This window comes from Streptomyces sp. HSW2009 (assembly GCF_040240285.1).
Lineage (GTDB): Bacteria > Actinomycetota > Actinomycetes > Streptomycetales > Streptomycetaceae > Streptomyces.
In genome coordinates this window covers 42694-62554 of sequence record NZ_JBEHZD010000001.1, presented here as the reverse complement: position 1 = coordinate 62554, position 19861 = coordinate 42694, and the positions used below count along the sequence as shown (strand labels likewise).

Here is a 19861-nt window from a genome sequence, read left to right as displayed (position 1 = left end):
ATGTTGTGGTGGGTGACGAGGTGGTGGGCGACGAGGCTGGCGAGTACGCCGGTGCCACCGGTGATCACCACCGTCCCCTCGGTCCGCAACACCGGGGCCTTGGCCCCCGCCGACGGGCGACTGCGCTCCAACCGCGGCACCCACACGCGCCCGTCGCGTACGGCGTACTGCGGCTCGGACCCGCCGAGCACCTCGGCCAGCGCCGATCCCGAAGCGGCGTGCGCATCCAGGTCCACGAGTGTGAACCGGTCCGGGTGCTCCGCCTGCGCGGACCGCACCGCGCCCCACACCGAAGCCGCCGCCAGGTCCGAGATGGTCTCCACCGCACCTGCCGCCGCGTCCTCCGCCGTGCCGTTCGGCGTACCGTTCGCGCCGCTGTGCCCGCCGGTCGCGTTGCCGGCCGGGGTCACCGCAACGGCCCCCCGGGTCACCAACACCAGCCGCGCATCCGCGAACCTGTCGTCCGTCACCCACTCCTGGAGCACCGTGATCATGCGCGTCACGGCCTCGCCCACCGCATCGGCCGACCGGCACTCCGCATCACTCGGCCAGGGCCAGGGCATGACCACCGCCGCGGGCACGCCGGCCGGAGCCCCGTCCTCGCCCGCCGCCCCCGCGAGGGCCGCCAGCGTCGGATGGGCCGCGACCGTACCGCCGGCCGCCAACAGCGCCGAACCGACCCCGAGCCCGTCCACACCCACCACGGCACAGTCCGCCACCCGCGCGGCACCTGGCGCCCCGGCGGACACCTGCTGCCACGCCACCTGGAACAGCGAGTCCGCGACCGGCGCCCGGCCCGATGCGGTCAACTGCCGCTCGTCCACCGGCCGCACCGCCAGCTCGGCGACCGTCGCCACCGGCACACCCTGCTCATCGGCCACCGCGAGCGACATCGTGTCGGCCCCGGTGGGCGTCAGCCGTACGCGCAGGGCGCTCGCCCCCGTGGCGTGCAGGGTGACCCCGCTGAACGAGAACGGCAGCACCACGCGCTCCGCCCCGTCGAGCAGCGTCCCGTGCAGGGCCGCGTCCAGCAGGGCCGGGTGCAGGTCGAACCGGCCGGCGTCGACCCGCTGCGGCTGGGGCAACCGCACCTCGGCGAACACCTCGGCACCGCGCCGCCAGGCGGCGCGCAACCCCTGGAACGCGGGCCCGTAGACCATGCCGTCCTCGGCCAGCCGTGGATAAAGCCCCTCGATGCCCACCGGCACGGCCCCCACCGGCGGCCAACTCGCCCCAGCGTCCCAACCGGAGTCCGCCGCCGTGCTCGCGTTCGGACCGGTGTCCGTGCTGGCGGACAGCGTCCCCGTCGCATGACACGTCCACACCGTCTCCGTGGGGTGTGGGGGGTGGGGTGTGGAGTGGATGGTGAGGGGGTGTTGTCCGTTGGTGTTGGGGGTGCCGATGTGGATTTGGAGGTGTTGGGGTTGGTGGGGTGTGAGGGTGAGTGGGGTGTGGAGGGTGAGTTCGTCGATGTGGTGGAGTCCGGTGTGGTGTGCGGTGTGGAGGGTGAGTTCGAGGAGTGCGGTGCCGGGGAGGAGTGGGGTGTTCCAGAGTGCGTGGTCGTTGAGCCAGGGGTGGGTGTGGGTGGAGATCTGCCCGGTGTAGAGGGTCTCCTGGCTACCGGCGAGGCTCGTACGCGTCAGCAGGAACGGATGGTCCGCACGATGCGAATCAGGATGCCTGGTGGAGGGGCTGGCGAGCCAGTAGTGCTGGCGCTGGAAGGGGTAGGTGGGGAGGTCGGGACGATCGGTCGTGGGTGGGAGGAGGCTGGCCCAGTTGGGGGGAGCACCGTGGGTGTGGAGGTGGGCGGCATGGGTGAGGAACTGAGCCCAGGTGCCGTGGTCGCGGCGGAGGGTGCCGGTGATGGTGGTGGGTTGGTTGGTCGCCTCGGTGATGTCGTGGAGTGGGGTGGTGAGGATGGGGTGGGGGCTGATTTCGATGAAGAGGGTGTGTCCGTTGTTGAGTGCGGTGGTGACGGCGTGGGTGAGGAGTACGGGTTGGCGGAGGTTGGTGTACCAGTAGTCGGCGGTGAGCTGGGTGGTGTCGAGTGCTTCGCCGGTGGTGGTGGAGTAGAACGGGACGTCACTCGTCGATGGTTTCAACTCGCCTAGGCTGTCTGCGAGTTGATCGTGGAGGGCTTCGACGTAGGGGCTGTGTGATGCGTAGTCGACGTTGATGCGGCGGGCGTGGATGCCGTGTTGTTCGCAGTGGGCGAGTAGTTGCTCCACCGCCGTGGTTTGGCCGGCGATGACGGTGGTGTGGGGGCCGTTGTGGGCGGCGATGTGGAGCTGGTCTCCCCACGCCCCGGGGAGTTGCTGAGTCGCCTCCGGGGTGAGACTGACCGATGCCATCGCACCTTGTCCGGTGAGGGTGGTGTGGATGGCTTGGCTGCGGAGTGCGGTGACCCGGGCGCCATCCTCCAGCGTCAGTGCTCCGGCGATGACGGCGGCGGGGATCTCACCTTGTGAGTGTCCGATGACGGCGGTGGGGTGCACACCCAGGGACTGCCACACCCTGGCGAGCGAGACCATGACGGCGAACAGTGCCGGCTGGACGATGTCCACGCGCTCGATCGACTCACCGTTGGTCAGCACATCCATCAACGACCAGTCCACGTACGGTGCGAGCGCGTTCTCACACTCGGCTATCGACTGCTGGAAGACGTCGGACGTGGCGAGGAGTTCGGTGGCCATGCCGGTCCACTGTGAGCCCTGACCTGGGAAGACGAACACAGGCTTGGTGTGGTTGCCGTTGCCGGTGACGACGCTGGGGTGTTCCTGGCCGTTGGCGAGGGCGCGCAGGGTCTCGCGTAGATGGTCGCGGTTGTGGGCGAGTAGTACGGCGCGGTGTTCCAGGGGTGCCCGGCCGGTCAGCAGGGTGTGGGCGATGGCGTACGGGTCGGTGTCGGGGTGTTCTTCGACGTACGCGGCAAGTTGCGCGGCCTGGGCGCGCAGGGCTTGGGTGTCGCGGGCCGAGATGACCACCGGCACCACACCCGTGGCAACCCCGGTGGCCTCGTCGCCCGGGGTGTCCTCAGCCGGCGGACCGGCCGCTTCCTCCGGGGCTTCTTCCAGGATGACGTGTGCGTTGGTGCCGCTGATACCGAAGGCGGAGACCGCCGCGCGCCGGGGCTCGGCCCCGCCGCGTACCCACGGACGTTCCTCGGTCAGCAACTCGACGGCACCGGCTGCCCAGTCGACGTGCGTGGTGGGCCGGGAGACGTGCAGGGTGCGCGGGAGCACCCCGTGCTGGAGCGCGAGGACCGTCTTGATGACGCCGGAGATACCGGCTGCGGCTTGGGTGTGTCCGATGTTGGACTTCAGCGAACCCAGCCACAGGGGCCGGTCCGCCGGCCGGTCCTGCCCGTAGGTGGCGAGCAGCGCCTGCGCCTCGATCGGGTCACCCAGCCGGGTGCCCGTACCGTGTGCCTCCACCGCGTCGACCTGGTCCCCGGTCAGCCCGGCGTCGGCCAGCGCGGCGCGGATGACGCGCTGCTGGGAGGGGCCGTTCGGGGCGGCGAGGCCGTTGGACGCGCCGTCCTGGTTGGTCGCCGTGCCCCGGATGACGGCGAGCACCTGGTGTCCGTTGCGCCGGGCGTCCGAGAGCCGTTCGAGCAGCACCATGCCCGCGCCCTCGGACAGGCCGAAGCCGGCGGCGTCGTCCGAGAACGCCATGCAGCGGCCGTTCTCGGACAGCGCGCCCATCCGGTTGACGCCGATCAACACGTCCGGTGTGGGCATCACCACGACGCCGCCGGCCAGCGCCATCGAGCATTCGCCGGCATGTATCGCCTGGGTGGCCAGGTGCAGCGCGACCAGCGACGACGAGCATGCGGTGTCCACCGTGACGGCAGGCCCCTCAAGCCCGTACGTGTAGGCCAGCCGGCCCGATATGACACTGGTGACGCTGCCCGTGATGACGTAGTCCTGGACGGCGTCCGGCGCGTCGGCCGACTTCGGCCCGTACCCGTGCGACATCGCCCCGACGAACGCCCCGGTGCGGGTGCCGCGCAGCGTCGCCGGGTCGATGCCCGCCCGCTCGAACGCCTCCCAGGAGGTTTCGAGGACCAGCCGCTGCTGCGGGTCCATGGCCAGCGCCTCGCGCGGCCCGATGCCGAAGAACGCCGCGTCGAAACCGGCGACGTCCCGCAGGAACCCACCCTCCTGGGCGGGCCGGCGGCCGGCTTCGGCGGTGTCTGCGTCGCCGATGCCGAACGCCTCGGCCAGGTCCCAGCCGCGGTCGGTCGGCGGCGGCGAGATCGCGTCACCACCGCTCTCGACCAGGCGCCACAGGTCATCCGGGCTGGTCACGCCGCCGGGCAGCCGGCAGGCCATGGCGACGATGGCGATCGGGTCGTCATCGGCGGCCGTCGTCGCGACCACTGCGTCCTGCCCGGCCGCGGCGGCAGCCGGCTGCTCCACCAGCAACGTACGCAGGTGCGCCGCCAGCGCGAGCGGCGTCGGATAGTCGAAGACGAGGGTGGCCGGCAGCCGCAGTCCGGTCGCCTCCGCGAGCCGGTTGCGCAGGGCCACCGACGTCAACGAGTCGAACCCGGCGTCCTTGAACGCCCGGTCCGGGCGGGCGGACTCCGCGGAACCGAGCCCCAGCACCACCACGGCGTGCCCGGTGACCAACTCCGTCAGCGCCGCCTCCTGGTCCGCCGCGGACAGTGCGGCCAGCCGGTCGCGCAACTGGGCTGCGACACCGCCGACCCCGTCGCCGTCCCCGTCCGCGTCGGACTTGGCGAGCAACCGCCGGGCCGCGGGCAACTCGTCAAGCAACCGACTCGGTCGCATCGAGGTGAACAGCGGTACGAAGCGCGCCCAGTCGATGTCGGCCACGGCCACGAAGGTGTCGTCGTGGTCGAGCGACTCCTTGAGTGCGGCGACGGCCAACGGGGCCGGCATCAGCGGCAGCCCCTGCCGGCGCACCCGCTCCCGGGTCTCCTCGACGTCCACCCCGTCGAGGTTCTGCCAGGTGTGTACGGCGTCCTCCCACACACCCCAGGCGACCGACGTCATCGGCACCCCGCGCGCACGCCACTGCTCCGCCAGCGCGTCGAGGGCCGCGTTCGCCGCCGCGTACGCCGCGTGGTCGCCACTGCCCCAGAAGCCCGCGATGGACGAGAAGAGGACGAACGCGTCCAACTCGCCAGGCTCCAACAACTCCGCCAGGTGCACCGCACCGTCCACCTTCGCGGCCAGCACCGCGTCCAGGCTGGCGAGCGTCGTGTCACCCACCGGAGCGAGTTCGATGAACGCCGCGGCGTGCAACACGGTACGTACCGTGTGCCCCTCCGCCCGCAGCCCGGCCAGCAGCGCCGCCACCGCATCACGGTCGGCCACGTCGCACGCCGCCACGGACACCGCGACGCCCTGCCGCTCCAGGTCCGCCACCAACTCCGGTGCGCCGGGCGCGTCCGGCCCCGACCTGCTGACCAGCACCAGATGTTCCGCGCCCTGGGCCACCAGCCACTCCGTCAGCCGGGGCGCGAGGCTCCCGGTCCCGCCGGTGATCAGGGTCGTGCCCCGGGGCCGCCACCGCCGGGCCGGCGCCGGGCCGCCCGCCGCGCTCACCATGCGCCGTGCGCACAATCCCCCAGAACGCACCGCCACCTGGTCCTCGCCCGTCGCGCCGGACAGCACCTGCCGCAGCAGCGCGACCGCACGCGCGTCCAGGCCCTCCGGCAGATCGACCAACCCGCCCCACAGCCCCGGGTGCTCAAGGGCAACCACCCGGCCGAGCCCCCACACCTGCGCCTGCACCGGATCGGCCGGGCCGTCCGACGAGCCCGTGGACACCGCGCCGCGGGTGACGCTCCACAACGGCGCCCGCACCCCGAGCTCATGCAACGCCTGGACCAGGGTCAACGTCAGCGCCACGCCGGTCGCCAGCGCGCCGTGCCGCGGATGCGGACGCGCGTCCAACCCCAGGAACGACAGCACACCGGCCGCCCCGTCCCCGCCGCCCGCACCGCGCGCCTCGGCGATGACGTCCCGCAACCGGCCGCCGAGCACCGCACGATCGTCGTCCGCATCGGTCAGCTCGACCGGTACGACGCGCACGCCGTGACCGCCGAGTACGCCCAGGGCCTCGGCCACCCACGGGTCCGACTGCTGGCCGGCGGTGAGCACCACGAGCCAGGTTCCGGCCAACGGCGCGGGCGACACCCGGGCGACCGGCTTCCATCCGATCCGGTAGCGCCACCCGTCGACGGCATCGCGCTCCCGGTGCTGCTTGCGCCACGCCGACAGCGTCGGCACCAGCGCGGACAGCGACGCACGCCCGGCCTCGTCCTCGATCTGCAACGCCGCCGTCAACGCACCGACGTCACCCCCCTCGACCGCCGCCCAGAACCCCGCATCCACCGCGTCCACCACGGCGGCACCGGCCTCGACACCCTCAGCAGCCTCGTCGTAGATCCACAGGTGCTGGCGTTGGAAGGGGTAGGTGGGGAGGTTGAGGTGGTGTCGGGTGGGTGGGAGGAGGTGGGTCCAGTTGGGGGATGTGCCGTGGGTGTGGAGGTGGGCGGCGTGGGTGAGGAACTGAGCCCAGGTGCCGTGGTCGCGGCGGAGGGTGCCGGTGATGGTGGTGGGTTGGTTGGTCGCCTCGGTGATGTCGTGGAGTGGGGTGGTGAGGATGGGGTGGGGGCTGATTTCGATGAAGAGGGTGTGTCCGTTGTTGAGTGCGGTGGTGACGGCGTGGGTGAGGAGTACGGGTTGGCGGAGGTTGGTGTACCAGTAGTCGGCGGTGAGCTGGGTGGTGTCGAGTGCTTCGCCGGTGGTGGTGGAGTACAACGGGACGTCGCTCTTGCGCGGCTTCAACACACCGAGGGAATCGCTGAGTTGATCGCGGATGGCTTCCACGTATGGCGTATGGGAGGCGTAGTCGACGTTGATGCGGCGGGCGTGGATGCCGTGTTGTTCGCAGTGGGCGAGTAGTTGCTCCACCGCGGTGGTTTGGCCGGCGATGACGGTGGTGTGGGGGCCGTTGTGGGCGGCGATGTGGAGTTGCTCTCCCCACGCCCCGGGGAGTTGCTGAGTGGCCTCAGGGGTGAGACTGACCGATGCCATCGCACCTTGCCCGGTGAGGGTGGTGTGGATGGCTTGGCTGCGGAGTGCGGTGACGCGGGCGCCGTCTTCGAGAGTGAGTGCTCCGGCGATGACGGCGGCGGGGATCTCACCTTGTGAGTGTCCGATGACGGCGGTGGGTTGCACACCCAGGGATTGCCACACCCTGGCGAGCGAGACCATGACGGCGAACAATGCGGGTTGGACGATGTCCACACGCTCGATGGGTTCACCGTTGGTCAGCACGTCCGTCAACGACCACTCGACGTACGGCGCGAGCGCGTTCTCACACTCGGCTATCGACTGCCGGAAGACATCAGACGTGGCAAGAAGCTCGGTGGCCATGCCGGTCCACTGTGAGCCCTGACCTGGGAAGACGAACACAGGCCGGCCGTGGTTGCCGCTGCCGGTGACGACGCTGGGGTGTTCTCGTCCCTCGGCGAGGGCGTGGAGTGCGTCCAGTAGGTGGTCGCGGTTGTGGGTGAGGAGTACGGCGCGGTGTTCGAGGGTGGCTCGGCCGGTCAGCAGGGTGTGGGCGATGGCGTACGGGTCGGTGTCGGGGTGTTCTTCGACGTACGCGGCAAGTTGCGCGGCCTGGGCGCGCAGGGCTTGGGTGTCGCGGGCCGAGAGGACGACCGGCACCACACCCGTGGCGATCTTGGGGCCTTCGTCTTCCTGGGCGGATTCCTGCCGTGGTGCCTCTTCCGGGGCTTGCTCCAGGATGACGTGGGCGTTGGTGCCGCTGATGCCGAAGGAGGAGACGGCGGCTCGGCGGGGGCGGCCGGTCTCGGGCCAGGTACGGGCCTCGGTGAGGAGGCGCACGGCTCCGGATTCCCAGTCGACGTGTGGTGTGGGCTCGTCCACGTGCAGCGTCTTCGGCAGGGTGCCGTGTTGCATGGCCTGCACCATTTTGATGATGCCGCCGACTCCGGCTGCGGCTTGGGTGTGTCCGATGTTGGACTTCAGCGATCCCAGCCATAGTGGCTGGTCAGTGGGTCGCCCCTGCCCGTACGTGGCGAGCAGCGCCTGCGCCTCGATCGGGTCGCCGAGGGTGGTGCCCGTGCCGTGTGCCTCCACCACGTCCACGTCCGCCGGGGTCAGCCGGGCGTTCTTGAGGGCCTGGGTGATGGCCCGCTCCTGCGCGGGGCCGTTCGGTGCGGAGAAGCCGCTGCTGCTGCCGTCTTGGTTGATGGCTGACCCACGGAGTACGGCGAGTACGTGGTGGCCGTTGCGCTGTGCGTCCGAGAGGCGTTCCAGCACCAGGACGCCGACGCCCTCGCCCCAGCCGGTGCCGTCGGCCGTGGCGGCGAACGCCTTGCAGCGGCCGTCGGGGGACAGGCCGCGCTGGCGGCTGAACTCGACGAACCCGACCGGTGCGGTCATCACCGTGACGCCCCCGACGAGGGCCATCGAGCACTCGCCGGCGCGTAGCGACTGGCCCGCCAGGTGCAGCGCGACCAGCGACGACGAACACGCCGTGTCCACCGTGACCGCGGGCCCTTCGAGCCCCAGGGTGTAGGCGATGCGGCCCGACACCACACTGCCCAGGCTGCCCGTCATCAGGTAACCCTCAAGGTCCTCCGGCGTCTCCCGGAGCGGAGCGGCGTAGTCCTGGTGCATCACGCCGGCGAACACCCCGGTCCGGCTGCCCTGCACCGAGGTGGGGTCGATCCCGGCGCGCTCCAGCGCCTCCCAGGCGACTTCGAGCAGGATGCGCTGCTGCGGGTGCATGGCCGTCGCCTCGCGCGGACTGATCCCGAAGAACTCGGGGTCGAAGTCGGCCGCGCCGCGCAGGAAACCACCCGACCTGGTGTAGGTCTTGCCGACGGCGTCCGGGTCCGGGTCGTAGAGCTCGGTGAGGTCCCAGCCGCGGTCCTCGGGGAAACCGGAAATCGCATCGCCCGCGCCCGCCACCAACTGCCACAGTTCCTCGGGCGAGCTCACGTCACCGGGGTAGCGGCAGGCCATGCCGACGATCGCGATCGGCTCGGAGGCCGCTGTGACCAGCGCGCTGTTGCGCTGCCGCAGGGACTCGACCTCTTTGAGGGAGGCCCGCAGTGCCTTGACGACTTCTTCGCTCGATGCGGTCATCGATAACTCCGAACCTCGTGGAATGAACGATCAGTTGTCACCGAGGGCCACCCGGACCAGGTCGTCCAGATTCATCGCGTCCAGCGCGCTGCCCTGCTGCTCCGCCACCGGCGTGGCGGGTTGCCCGCCCGCGAGCTCCGCGAGACCCAGCAGGGTCCGTACGAGCCCGGCCTCTTCGAACCTGGCCAGCGGGATCGCGGCCAGCGCCCGGCGGAACTCCGCCTCGTCCGGCTGCCCATCGGCCCCGTCCGGGCCGGGCCCGTCGGCGCCGGGTCCTGCGGCCTCGTCGTCGGGGAAGAGTTCGGCCGCCAAGAAGCGGCCCATGGCGGTGGGGGTGGGGTGGTTGAAGATCAGGGTGGCGGGCAGCGTCCGGCCGACCTCGGCGCCGAGCCGGTTGCGGAGGTCGAGCGCGGTCAGCGAGTCGACGCCGAGGTCGAGAAAGCCTCGCCCGGGGTCGACCGAGTCCAGGGTGGGGTGGCCGAGCACGGTCGCCACCTGGCTCCGTACGAGGTCGACGAGGGCCCGACGGCGCTCATCGGGCGCAAGGTTTGCGAACCGCTGTACGTCAGCCGCCGCCTCGCCCCGCCCGGCCGACCGCAGCGGTGCGGGTCCCGCGGCGCGCACCAACTGCCGTAGCAGCGCCGGCACTTCGGGCTGGTCGCGCAGGGCGCCGAAGTCCAGGACCGCGGGCACCAGCGCCCCCCGCCCACCGCCCGCACTGCCGCCGGTCGGCCTGCCGGCTGTGTCGCCAGGTGCGTCGGCCTCCGACGCACCGCCAACCGTGGCCCGCGCGTCGGCCTCGGCCCGTACCGCCAGGTCGAACAGGGCGAGCCCCTGCTCGGTTGCCATGGGGGCCAGACCTGTACGGCCCAGTCGGCGCAGATCGGCCTCCGCCAGGTGGCCGGTCATCCCACCCGCCTCGGCCCACAGCCCCCAGGCCAGGGCGAGACCGGGCAACCCTGCGGCACGGCGGTGCTGTGCCAGCGCGTCGAGGAAGGCATTGGCCGCCGCGTAACTCGCCTGCCCCGCCTGGCCGAGCGTGCCGGCCGCCGACGAGTAGAGCACGAAGGCCCGCAGGTCGTACGGGCGTGTCAGCTCGTGCAGATGCCAGGCCGCATCCACCTTCGGCCGCAGCACTGTCGCGACCCGCTCCGGCGTCAACGAGCCGACCACCCCGTCGTCCAACACCCCGGCCGTGTGCACCACGCCGGTCAGCGGGAAGTCGGCGGGCACTGCCCGGAGCGCCGTGGCCAGCGCCGTGCGGTCCGTGACATCACAGGCGACCACCGCCACCCTCGCCCCTGCCGCCACCAACTCCGCACGCAACTGCTCCACACCATCGGCCGCCGGCCCGCGCCGGCTCACCAGCAGCAGGCTGCGCACGCCGTACTCGGCGACCAGATGGCGGGCGAGCACGCCCCCGAGCAGACCGGTGCCACCGGAGATCAGCACCGTCCCCGTGCCGTCGAAGGGGCTCGCCCCCGCACCGGCCGAAGGCGCCACCTTGATTAGCCGCGGGGCGAACAACTCCCCTGCACGTGCCGCGAGTTGCGGCTCGTCCGAAGCGCCCGGTGCGAGCGCGCGCAGCAGGGCCCGGTACGAGTCGGGGTCGCCGTCCAGATCGGCGAGCGCCAGCCGGCCGGGATGCTCCGACCGCGCGGACCGCAACAGCCCCCACAGCGGCGCCCGCACCAGGTCCCCCGGCTCGTCCCCGGCCCGTACGCCCACCGCCCCGCGGGTGAGCAACACCAGCCGGGAGGCGGCGAACCGCTCGTCGGCCAGCCAGGACTGCACGACCGCAAGCCCCTCACGGACGGCCGCGTGCACCGCCCCGACCATCTCGCCCCAACCCTGCACCCCGGCCCCGGCCCCGGTCCCAGCCGCAGTTCCGCCGTCGGCCGTGGTATCGGCGTCGGCCTCGGTCAGGAACGGTACGAGCACCGTGTCCGGCACCTGGCCCCCCGCGTCGACCGCGGCGATCAACGCGCCGAGGTCGTCAGCCACCCGCTCCGGAGCCGCGTCCGCGAGGTCGGGGAGCAGCGCCGTGGACCCCACCAGTACGGGCCGACCGGTGCTGGTCGGCGGAACGTCGGCGACCGCCGTCGGAACCCAATCCACGTGATAAAGCGGGTCGTTGAGCCCGCTGGCGACGGCCCGGAACTGTTCGGCGGTCACCGACCGCAGCGTCAGTGCGTCGATCGAGACGACCGGCTGCCCCGCCGTGTCCGTGGCCAGCACCGCGACCGTGTCGGGTCCGGTGGGTGTGAGCCGCACGCGGAGAGCGCTCGCACCGGTGGCGTGCAGGGTGACGCCGCTGAAGGTGAACGGCAGCCGCACCTGGTCCGAGCCCTCCAGCAGCGTCCCGTGCAGGGCCGCGTCCAGCAGGGCCGGGTGGACGTCAAACCGGTCGGCGTCCGCGCGCTGCGGCTCAGCCAACTCGACCTCCGCGACCACGTCGCCACCCACCTGTGCAAGCCGCCGCAACCCCTGGAAGGCGGGCCCGTAGTCAAAACCGACCGCGGCCAACCGCTCGTAGACCCCGTCGGCCCCGTCGAGCACGTCCCCGCGCCCGGGCCACGCCCCTTCCGCCGGCAGCGCCCCCTTCGCCGACACCAGTCCCACCGCGTGCTGCACCCATCCGTCACCTTCCGTGGGGTGTGGGGGGTGGGGTGTGGAGTGGATGGTGAGGGGGTGTTGTCCGTTGGTGTTGGGGGTGCCGATGTGGATTTGGAGGTGTTGGGGTTGGTGGGGTGTGAGGGTGAGTGGGGTGTGGAGGGTGAGTTCGTCGATGTGGTGGAGTCCGGTGTGGTGTGCGGTGTGGAGGGTGAGTTCGAGGAGTGCGGTGCCGGGGAGGAGCGGGGTGTTCCAGAGTGCGTGGTCGTTGAGCCAGGGGTGGGTGTGGGTGGAGATCTGCCCGGTGTAGAGGGTCTCCTGGCTACCGGCAAGGTCCGTACGCGTAAGAGAGAAGGGGTGTCCAGTGGCCCCACTGCCCAGGTGCTGGCCGGGAGCGGAGGCGGTGAGCCAATACCGCTGGCGTTGGAAGGGGTAGGTGGGGAGGCTCGGGTGGTGTCGGGTGGGTGGGAGGAGGTGGGTCCAGTTGGGGGGTGTGCCGTGGGTGTGTGTGGTGGCTGCTGCGGTGAGGAGTTGGGTCCAGTTGCCGTGGTCGCGGCGGAGGGTGCCGGTGATGGTGGTGGGTTGGTTGGTCGCCTCGGTGATGTCGTGGAGTGGGGTGGTGAGGATGGGGTGGGGGCTGATTTCGATGAAGAGGGTGTGTCCGTTGTTGAGTGCGGTGGTGACGGCGTGGGTGAGGAGTACGGGTTGGCGGAGGTTGGTGTACCAGTAGTCGGCGGTGAGCTGGGTGGTGTCGAGTGCTTCGCCGGTGGTGGTGGAGTACAACGGGACGTCGCTCTTGTGCGGCTTCAACACGCCGAGGGAATCGCTGAGTTGATCGCGGATGGCTTCCACGTACGGCGTATGGGATGCGTAGTCGACGTTGATGCGGCGGGCGTGGATGTTGTGTTGTTCGCAGTGGTCTAGGAGTTGTTCGACTGCGGTGGTTTGGCCGGCGATGACGGTGGTGTGGGGGCCGTTGTGGGCGGCGATGTGGAGTTGGTCTCCCCACGCCCCGGGGAGTTGCTGGGTGGCCTCCGGGGTGAGGGTGACCGATGCCATGGTGCCGTGTCCGGTGAGGGTGGTGTGGATGGCTTGGCTGCGGAGTGCGGTGACCCGGGCGCCGTCTTCGAGGGTGAGTGCTCCGGCGATGACCGCGGCAGGGATCTCGCCCTGCGAATGTCCGATGACGGCGGTGGGGTGCACACCCAGGGACTGCCACACCTTGGCGAGCGAGACCATGACGGCGAACAGCGCTGGCTGGACGATGTCCACACGCTCGATGGGTTCACCGTTGGTCAGCACATCCATCAACGACCACTCGACGTACGGCGCGAGCGCGCTCTCACACTCGGCTATCGACTGCCGGAAGACGTCAGACGTGGCAAGAAGCTCGGTGGCCATGCCGGTCCACTGGCTGCCCTGACCTGGGAAGACGAACACCGGCCGGCCGTGGTTGCCGCTGCCGGTGACGACGCTGGGGTGTTCTCGTCCCTCGGCGAGGGCGTGGAGTGCGTCCAGTAGGTGGTCGCGGTTGTGGGTGAGGAGTACGGCGCGGTGTTCGAGGGTGGCTCGGCCGGTCAGCAGGGTGTGGGCGATGGCGTACGGGTCGGTGTCGGGGTGTTCTTCGACGTACGCGGCAAGTTGCGCGGCCTGGGCACGTAGGGCTTGGGCGTCACGGGCCGAGATGACCACCGGCACCACACCCGTGGCGATCTTGGGGCCTTCGTCTTCCTGGGCGGATTCCTGCCGTGGTGCCTCTTCCGGGGCTTGCTCCAGGATGACGTGGGCGTTGGTGCCGCTGATGCCGAAGGAGGAGACGGCGGCTCGGCGGGGGCGGCCGGTCTCGGGCCAGGTACGGGCCTCGGTGAGGAGGCGCACGGCCCCGGATTCCCAGTCGACGTGTGGTGTGGGCTCGTCCACGTGCAGGGTCTTCGGCAGGGTGCCGTGTTGCATGGCCTGCACCATTTTGATGATGCCGCCGACTCCGGCTGCGGCTTGGGTGTGTCCGATGTTGGACTTCAGCGATCCCAGCCATAGTGGCTGGTCAGCCGGTCGCCCCTGCCCGTACGTAGCGAGCAGCGCCTGCGCCTCGATCGGGTCACCCAACCGCGTGCCCGTACCGTGCGCCTCCACCACGTCCACCTCGGCCGGGGTGAGGCGCGCATCGGCCAGGGCTTGCTGGATCACCCGTTGCTGGGCCGGCCCGCTCGGTGCGCTCAACCCGTTGGACGCACCGTCCTGGTTGATGGCTGACCCGCGGAGTACGGCGAGGATCTGGTGGCCGTTGCGCTGTGCGTCGGAGAGGCGTTCGAGGAGGAGTACGCCGACGCCTTCGCCCCAGCCGGTGCCGTCGGCCGTGGCGGCGAACGCCTTGCAGCGGCCGTCGGGGGAGAGACCGCGTTGGCGGCTGAACTCGATGAACATGCCGGGGGCTGCCATGATGGCTGCGCCGCCGGCCAGGGCGAGGGTGGTTTCTCCGCGGCGTAGCGACTGGGCGGCCAGGTGCAGCGCGACCAGCGATGACGAACAGGCCGTGTCGACGGTGAGCGCCGGGCCTTCGAGCCCGAACACGTACGACAACCGCCCGGACAGCACACTGACGGTGCTGCCGGTCAGCACATGGCCGTTGACCCGCTCGGACGCCAGGTGCATGGGCTCGCCGTAGTCCTGCGTCATCGCGCCGATGAACACGCCGCCGGGGCTGCCGCGCAGCGCCGTCGGGTCGATGCCCGCCCGCTCGAACGCCTCCCAGGCGGTCTCCAGGAGCAGCCTCTGCTGCGGGTCCATCGCCAGCGCCTCGCGCGGGCCGATGCCGAAGAACCCCGCGTCGAACTGGTCGGCGTCGTGCAGGAAACCGCCCTCGCTGACGTACGTCGTGCCGGGGCGGTCCGGGTCCGGGTCGTGCACATCGTCCCAGCCCCGGTTCACGGGGAACGGGGAGAGGGCGTCCGCGCCATCGGCGACCAGCCGCCACAGGGCATCGGGCGTGTCGGCGCCGCCGGGGAAGCGGCAGCTCATCGCGATGATGGCGATCGGCTCGTCGGCGGTCGCGGGACCGGCGGCGACGGGCGCGGCGGCGCCCGGGCCGCCGGGGTGCACCAGCACGTCGTGCACGTACGCGACGACCGCCTCGACCGTCGGCCGGTCGAAGAGCAGGGTCATCGGCAGCGGCAGACCTGTCGCGGCCACCAGCCGGTTGCGCAGTTCGACGGCGGTGAGCGAGTCGAAACCCAGCTCCTTGAACGGCCGTCGGACCTCGTGCCCTTCGAGCGGGCGCCCTCCGCGTACCGCGCCGACCTGGGCGCTCACCACATCCGTCAGCCAGGCGGACCGCTCGTCTGCCGAGCGCGCGGCGAGTTCGCGGCGGAGCCGGTCGGCGGGGCCTGCGGCGCCACCAGCGGCCCGCTCGGCCGCGCTGCCGGTCGCCTCCGCGTCGAACGGATAGCTGGGCAACCCGATCCGCCGGGCGCCCGAGCCCTGGAACACGGCGCCCCAGTCGACCGCGACCCCGCGCACGTACGACTCCGCCAGGGAGTGCAGAAAGGCGGGCACGCCGGGGATGCGCCGGCGTAGGGAGCCCACCACGGTCGTGTGCGCGCCGAGGCCCTCGTCCTCCACCGTCTCCTGCACCGCAGCCAGCAGCACCGGATGCGGGCTGACCTCGATGAACGTCCGGTGACCCGCGGCCAGCAGGGCCCGGGTGGCCTGCTCGAAGCGGATCTCCCGGGTGATGTTGCGCTGCCAGTACGGGCCGTCGAGCCCCGCGGTCTCCAGGTGGCCACCGGTCAGTGACGAGTAGAAGGGCACCGACGACGCGCGCGCCTCCCGCCCGGCCAGCCCGCCGAGCAGGAGGTCGTCGTCCAGGCGCAGCGCGGGCGAGTGTGCCGGCAGGTCGTTCCCGAGCAGCTTGGCGCGCACCCCGTCCGCGTCCAACTCGGCGAGCAGCTCGGCCACCGCCGCCCGGTCGCCGCTGAAGAGTACGGAGTACGGGCCGTTGGAGCCCGCGAAGTGCAGCCGATCGCCCCAGCGGGCGAGCCGGCGCTCCAGATCGGCGCGGGACGCCAGGGCCGAGGCCAGGTCGCCGTCGCCGGTCGCGCCCGCCTGGGCCCGGCTCCACAGCGCCACCACCTGCGCGGCTTCCTCCCGGGTGAGCGCCCCGGCGAGGTGCGCGGCGGCTATCTCGCCCAGGCTGGCGCCCACCACGGCCGCCGGTTCGATGCCGCAGGCGCGCCACAGCGCGGCGAGCGAGACCATGACCGCGAACAGGGCGGGCTGCACGACGTCGACGGCCCGCAACTCGGGGGCGCCCGGCGCGCCGCGCAGCACCTCGTACAGGTCCCAGGAGACGTACGGCTCCAGCGCGTCCGCGCAGGCGCGGAGCTCGCGTCGGAAGACCTCGGAGGACTCCACCAGGTCCAGGGCCATCCCCGGCCACTGCGAACCCTGCCCGGGGAAGACGAAGACGGGGCGAGGGTACCGGGCCCGGTCAGCCCTGCCCCCGTCAGCCCCGACCCCGGGGTCCTGCTGGGCGGCGCCCACGACCAGCGGGGTGAAGGTGCCGTCGGCGACGGCGCGCAGCCCGAGCAGGGCATCGGCGCGGTCGGCCGCCAGGACGACGGCCCGGTGCGCGAACGCGGAGCGGGTGGTGGCCAGCGACAGCCCGAGGTCCTTCAGGTCGAGCGCAGCAAGGTCCGTGACGCGCTGGTGCAGGGCCGCGGCCGTGGCCCGCAGGGCGGCCGCGCTGTGCGCGGAGAGTACGAGCGGGACCAGGGGAGTGGTGTCCAGCGGTACGGCGCCCGGGTCCTTCGGCGCGCCGGCGCGGGCAGCGGGCGATACGGGGGCGGCGCCCACCAGGGCGACCACCTCCGCCGCGGTGCGCTCGGCGTTCCGTGCCGGGTACGCGTCGGACGTTTCGGATGCGGCGGCGTCCGGTGCGCTGCCCGCCACGGTGTCATCGGGCAGCACCCCGTACACCCGGTCCCCGGCCCGGACCGCTCGCGAGCTTCGGCACAGCACCACCACGACGCCGCTGGTCTCGTCGACCTCGGTCGTTCGGGGCCCGACCGCGCCGGCGACTGCGAGATCGACCGCGCCGCGGCGCAGTTGGTCGGCGGCGAGCGCCACCGCCGCCCGTACCGCGTCCTGGCCCGATGACACCGCGCCGCCCCGGCCCACCGTGGCCCGTGGGCCGGTAAGGCGCAGGCCGGCGGCGACCTGTCCAGCCAGGCCGTCGGCGCCACCGCCACCGCCGTCATCATCGCTGTCGCTGTCGCTGTCGCTGTCGCCGGCGTCGGCCGCGGCGAAGAAGCACCCGGTGCGGCCGACGGTGAGCGTGCCGGGCACGATCCCGCCGTCCTCCAGCGCGGTCCATGCCAGCCGCAGTGCCAGCGAGAGATCGGCGGTCAGTTCGGCCTTCGCCGGAAGCGAGAAGAACGCGCGGTCGGCGTCCGCGGCGGGTTGCGCCCCGCCTCCCTGGTGGGTGGTGAGTCCGACGATGACGACGGGATCGGCTTGCTGGCTTGGCTGCGGCACGGGCTTCCTCATCGACTCGTCTCACCATCCGGTGCACCGGGCAGGGCGATGGCTCGTGGGCAAGGGATCGGGTGACCGGCGCAGGCGGCGTCGCTGAGCAGGCCGTACGGCATCGACCGCGTCCATCGGGAGAGCACGCTGAGCCCTCATCAACGGCCCACAACCGCAGGCCGCGCCCTGTTCGTTCGCCCCCCTGGTACCTACGGCGATCATTCCCCCACGCCCGGGCGAGAACAGTTGAGCTGGCGGCCCCCGTGGTGCTCCCCCGTGCGCTGATCAGCACCCTGCCACGGGGATCTTGGAGTCATCTTGGAACCAACTTGGAGCAGTCTTGCGGTAGTTGAGGTGTGAACGAAGATGGCCCGCTCCGGCCTGTCCTGAGACAGGTTCGAAGCGGGCCATCAGTGGCTTTGCGGCCGTCGATGCCACGGCGCGTGGTCGACGCCGGGTGGGAAGGGGCCCGGAGCCATGGGGCCCGGGGACCTGGGGAGTCAGCGGATGGGGGACATGTGGCTCGGGCGGCGGCGCTCGGACGTCGGGTCACCGGACAGGATTCGCCGGAACAGCGTCTGCAACTCCTCGCCCGGATCGATGCCGTACTCGTCCGCCAGCGCACGCCGCGCGCGGTGGTAGGTGTCGATCGCCTCTACGCGCCGACCCGCGTGACACAGTGCCCGCATCAGCAACAGGTTGAAGCGCTCCCGGGTCGGGAAACGGGCGCTCAGCGCCGACAGCTCGGCCGCGATCACCGAGATGTCCCCGGGCTCCGCGAGCCGGGCCTCCCAGTAGCTCTCCAGTGCGAGCAGCCACAGCTCGTCGAACCGGGCGGCCACTTGCGCGCCGAGTGTGTAGTCACTGACCTCCGGATGGGCGCCCCCGCGCCACAGGGCCAGGGCCCGTTCCAGCGAATGGCACGCCTGTTGCGGCCGGCCCGCCAGCAGGAGCCGCCGGCCCTCCTGCATCAGCCGCTCGAAGCGCACCGCGTCGACGCTCTCCGGATCGACCGCGAGGACGTAGCCGGCGGCCTCGCGCCGCAACACGTTGTCCCGGCTGCGCGGCGGTCGATGCGGCTCCAAAGTGCGCCGCAGATTGGACACGTAACTGTGCAGGTTCGTCATTGCCGCGCTGGGCGCCCGGCGCGGCCAGACGGCCTCCGTGAGCTGCTCCGCGGTCACCGGATGTCCTGGGGTGAGAAGCAGTGCGGACAGCACGGCTCGCTGTCGGGCCGAGCCAAGGTTTACCGGACTGCCGTGAACACTTACCCCGACCGGACCAAGGACGTGGAAATGCACTAGATAATCCACGGTCGAAAAGACCCCCGAATGTTGTCGATAGGAACCTGGTGACGCGACGTGCAGACGGTAACGCCCTAACGCCTGGTCACGTGTTCTTACCCGATGGGTGCCAGCGTACTGACCGAAACGTGAAAGTGAAGGGCTGGAGTTGCCGCGCATCAACTGATATGGCGTGGCGTCCTGGCGTGCGCCAACTCATCGGACCGGAACCGAACTGGCCTCGCTGACCTGCGGCTTCCTGGGGTAGATCGAGGGGTGGCGAAGGCGTCTAGGCGATGCCGTCGGCCAAGGTGAACAGCGTTTCGGCGATTGAAACATCGATGTGTAAAAGAATTGTTTATTCGTCGCGACGGTTGAGTGCAGTCGACTCATCGGGCCGGGCTAGGCAAAGTGATTCACCATGTCGTCGACTGTCCAGATGGTGACACGCTCCCTGCTTACCCGAGGGTAAGCAGAGAGCGATGGCGGTGACCCTCAGGATTGGCGTGAAAACGCCTTCTCCTGGCCCGGGTGCGCCGCGTCCGCCGTGCCGGTACCGGGACCGTCCGTATCTGCCGGGCCGTGGGCCGAAGTGGGTGCGGAGCCCAGCACCGCCGCCCTTCGGGGCAGGTTGGACGCTGGTTCGGGCGGCGGCGCCCATGCGGTGGGACCGGGGCTTTGCGGGGCGGGCGCCCGGTGCCGCAGGAGTAACGGGCCCGGTACCGGAGTCGCAGCATGCCACGTGACGCCGCACCTTCGGGACACGCGGAAAGCGCGGTTGGCATATGGCTCGCTCGTATTTCTGCACGCCGATCGAAAAATCGACCGCTACGGGTCCGCCGGGAGGGAATGGGATGCTTTCTTGAAGTGAACGGGGCGTAAACGAGTCGGCTATCTCGACTGGTTTTTGATGATGGCGTCAGAAGGGCGGAACGATAATGCCTGGAGGTTTGAGGGAGACGTGCGGAGCGGGGTCGATCAGAATGCTTCCCGTGGTTCCGTGATGAGCTTGAGCGTGAAAATCGGAGAATTCGATTTCTTGCTGTGTGTCGACTGCATGGATGGGTGATTTTCGCCCGTACGGCATTCGGCTGCGGAATATTGAAAAGGCGGCCGGTCCTCTTTCCTTTCCCCTTCGGTCACACTCCTCCTACTCGGTGCGGGGGCTCCGTCGCCGGCGGGCGCAGACCGTACGCGGGGCGGGGCGCGGCGGAGGCGCCCCGGGGCTCCTCTGCCGGTGCGCCCGGCCGTCGCGGCGCCGCGCCTCGGGTGGGCGGGAGT

General features: G+C 71.2%; 3 protein-coding genes and 1 pseudogene. All 4 read right to left on the bottom strand.

Annotated features, from left to right (window positions below):
- The coding region (locus tag AAHZ94_RS36300; protein WP_502964546.1) for an acyltransferase domain-containing protein at window positions 1-3242 on the bottom strand (3242 nt) is incomplete at its 3' end.
- A gap of 36 nt (window positions 3243-3278) precedes the next feature.
- A pseudogene (locus tag AAHZ94_RS36295) lies at window positions 3279-9128 on the bottom strand (type I polyketide synthase); the annotation flags it as partial.
- A gap of 63 nt (window positions 9129-9191) precedes the next feature.
- Window positions 9192-17318, bottom strand: a complete 8127-nt coding sequence (locus AAHZ94_RS00215; RefSeq protein ID WP_349989733.1) for an SDR family NAD(P)-dependent oxidoreductase — start codon at window positions 17316-17318, stop codon at window positions 9192-9194.
- Window positions 17319-17797: 479 nt separating this feature from the next.
- Window positions 17798-18760, bottom strand: coding sequence for an AfsR/SARP family transcriptional regulator (locus tag AAHZ94_RS00210; RefSeq protein WP_349989732.1), 963 nt, complete (start codon window positions 18758-18760; stop codon window positions 17798-17800).
- Window positions 18761-19861: the final 1101 nt, after the last annotated feature.

What these genes read in the sequence shown, in the direction of transcription:
- AAHZ94_RS00210 (WP_349989732.1), bottom strand. Translation starts at nt 18,760, where the DNA reads ATGCGCGGCAACTCCAGCCCTTCACTTTCACGTTTCGGTCAGTACGCT.
- AAHZ94_RS00215 (WP_349989733.1), bottom strand. Translation starts at nt 17,318, where the DNA reads ATGAGGAAGCCCGTGCCGCAGCCAAGCCAGCAAGCCGATCCCGTCGTC.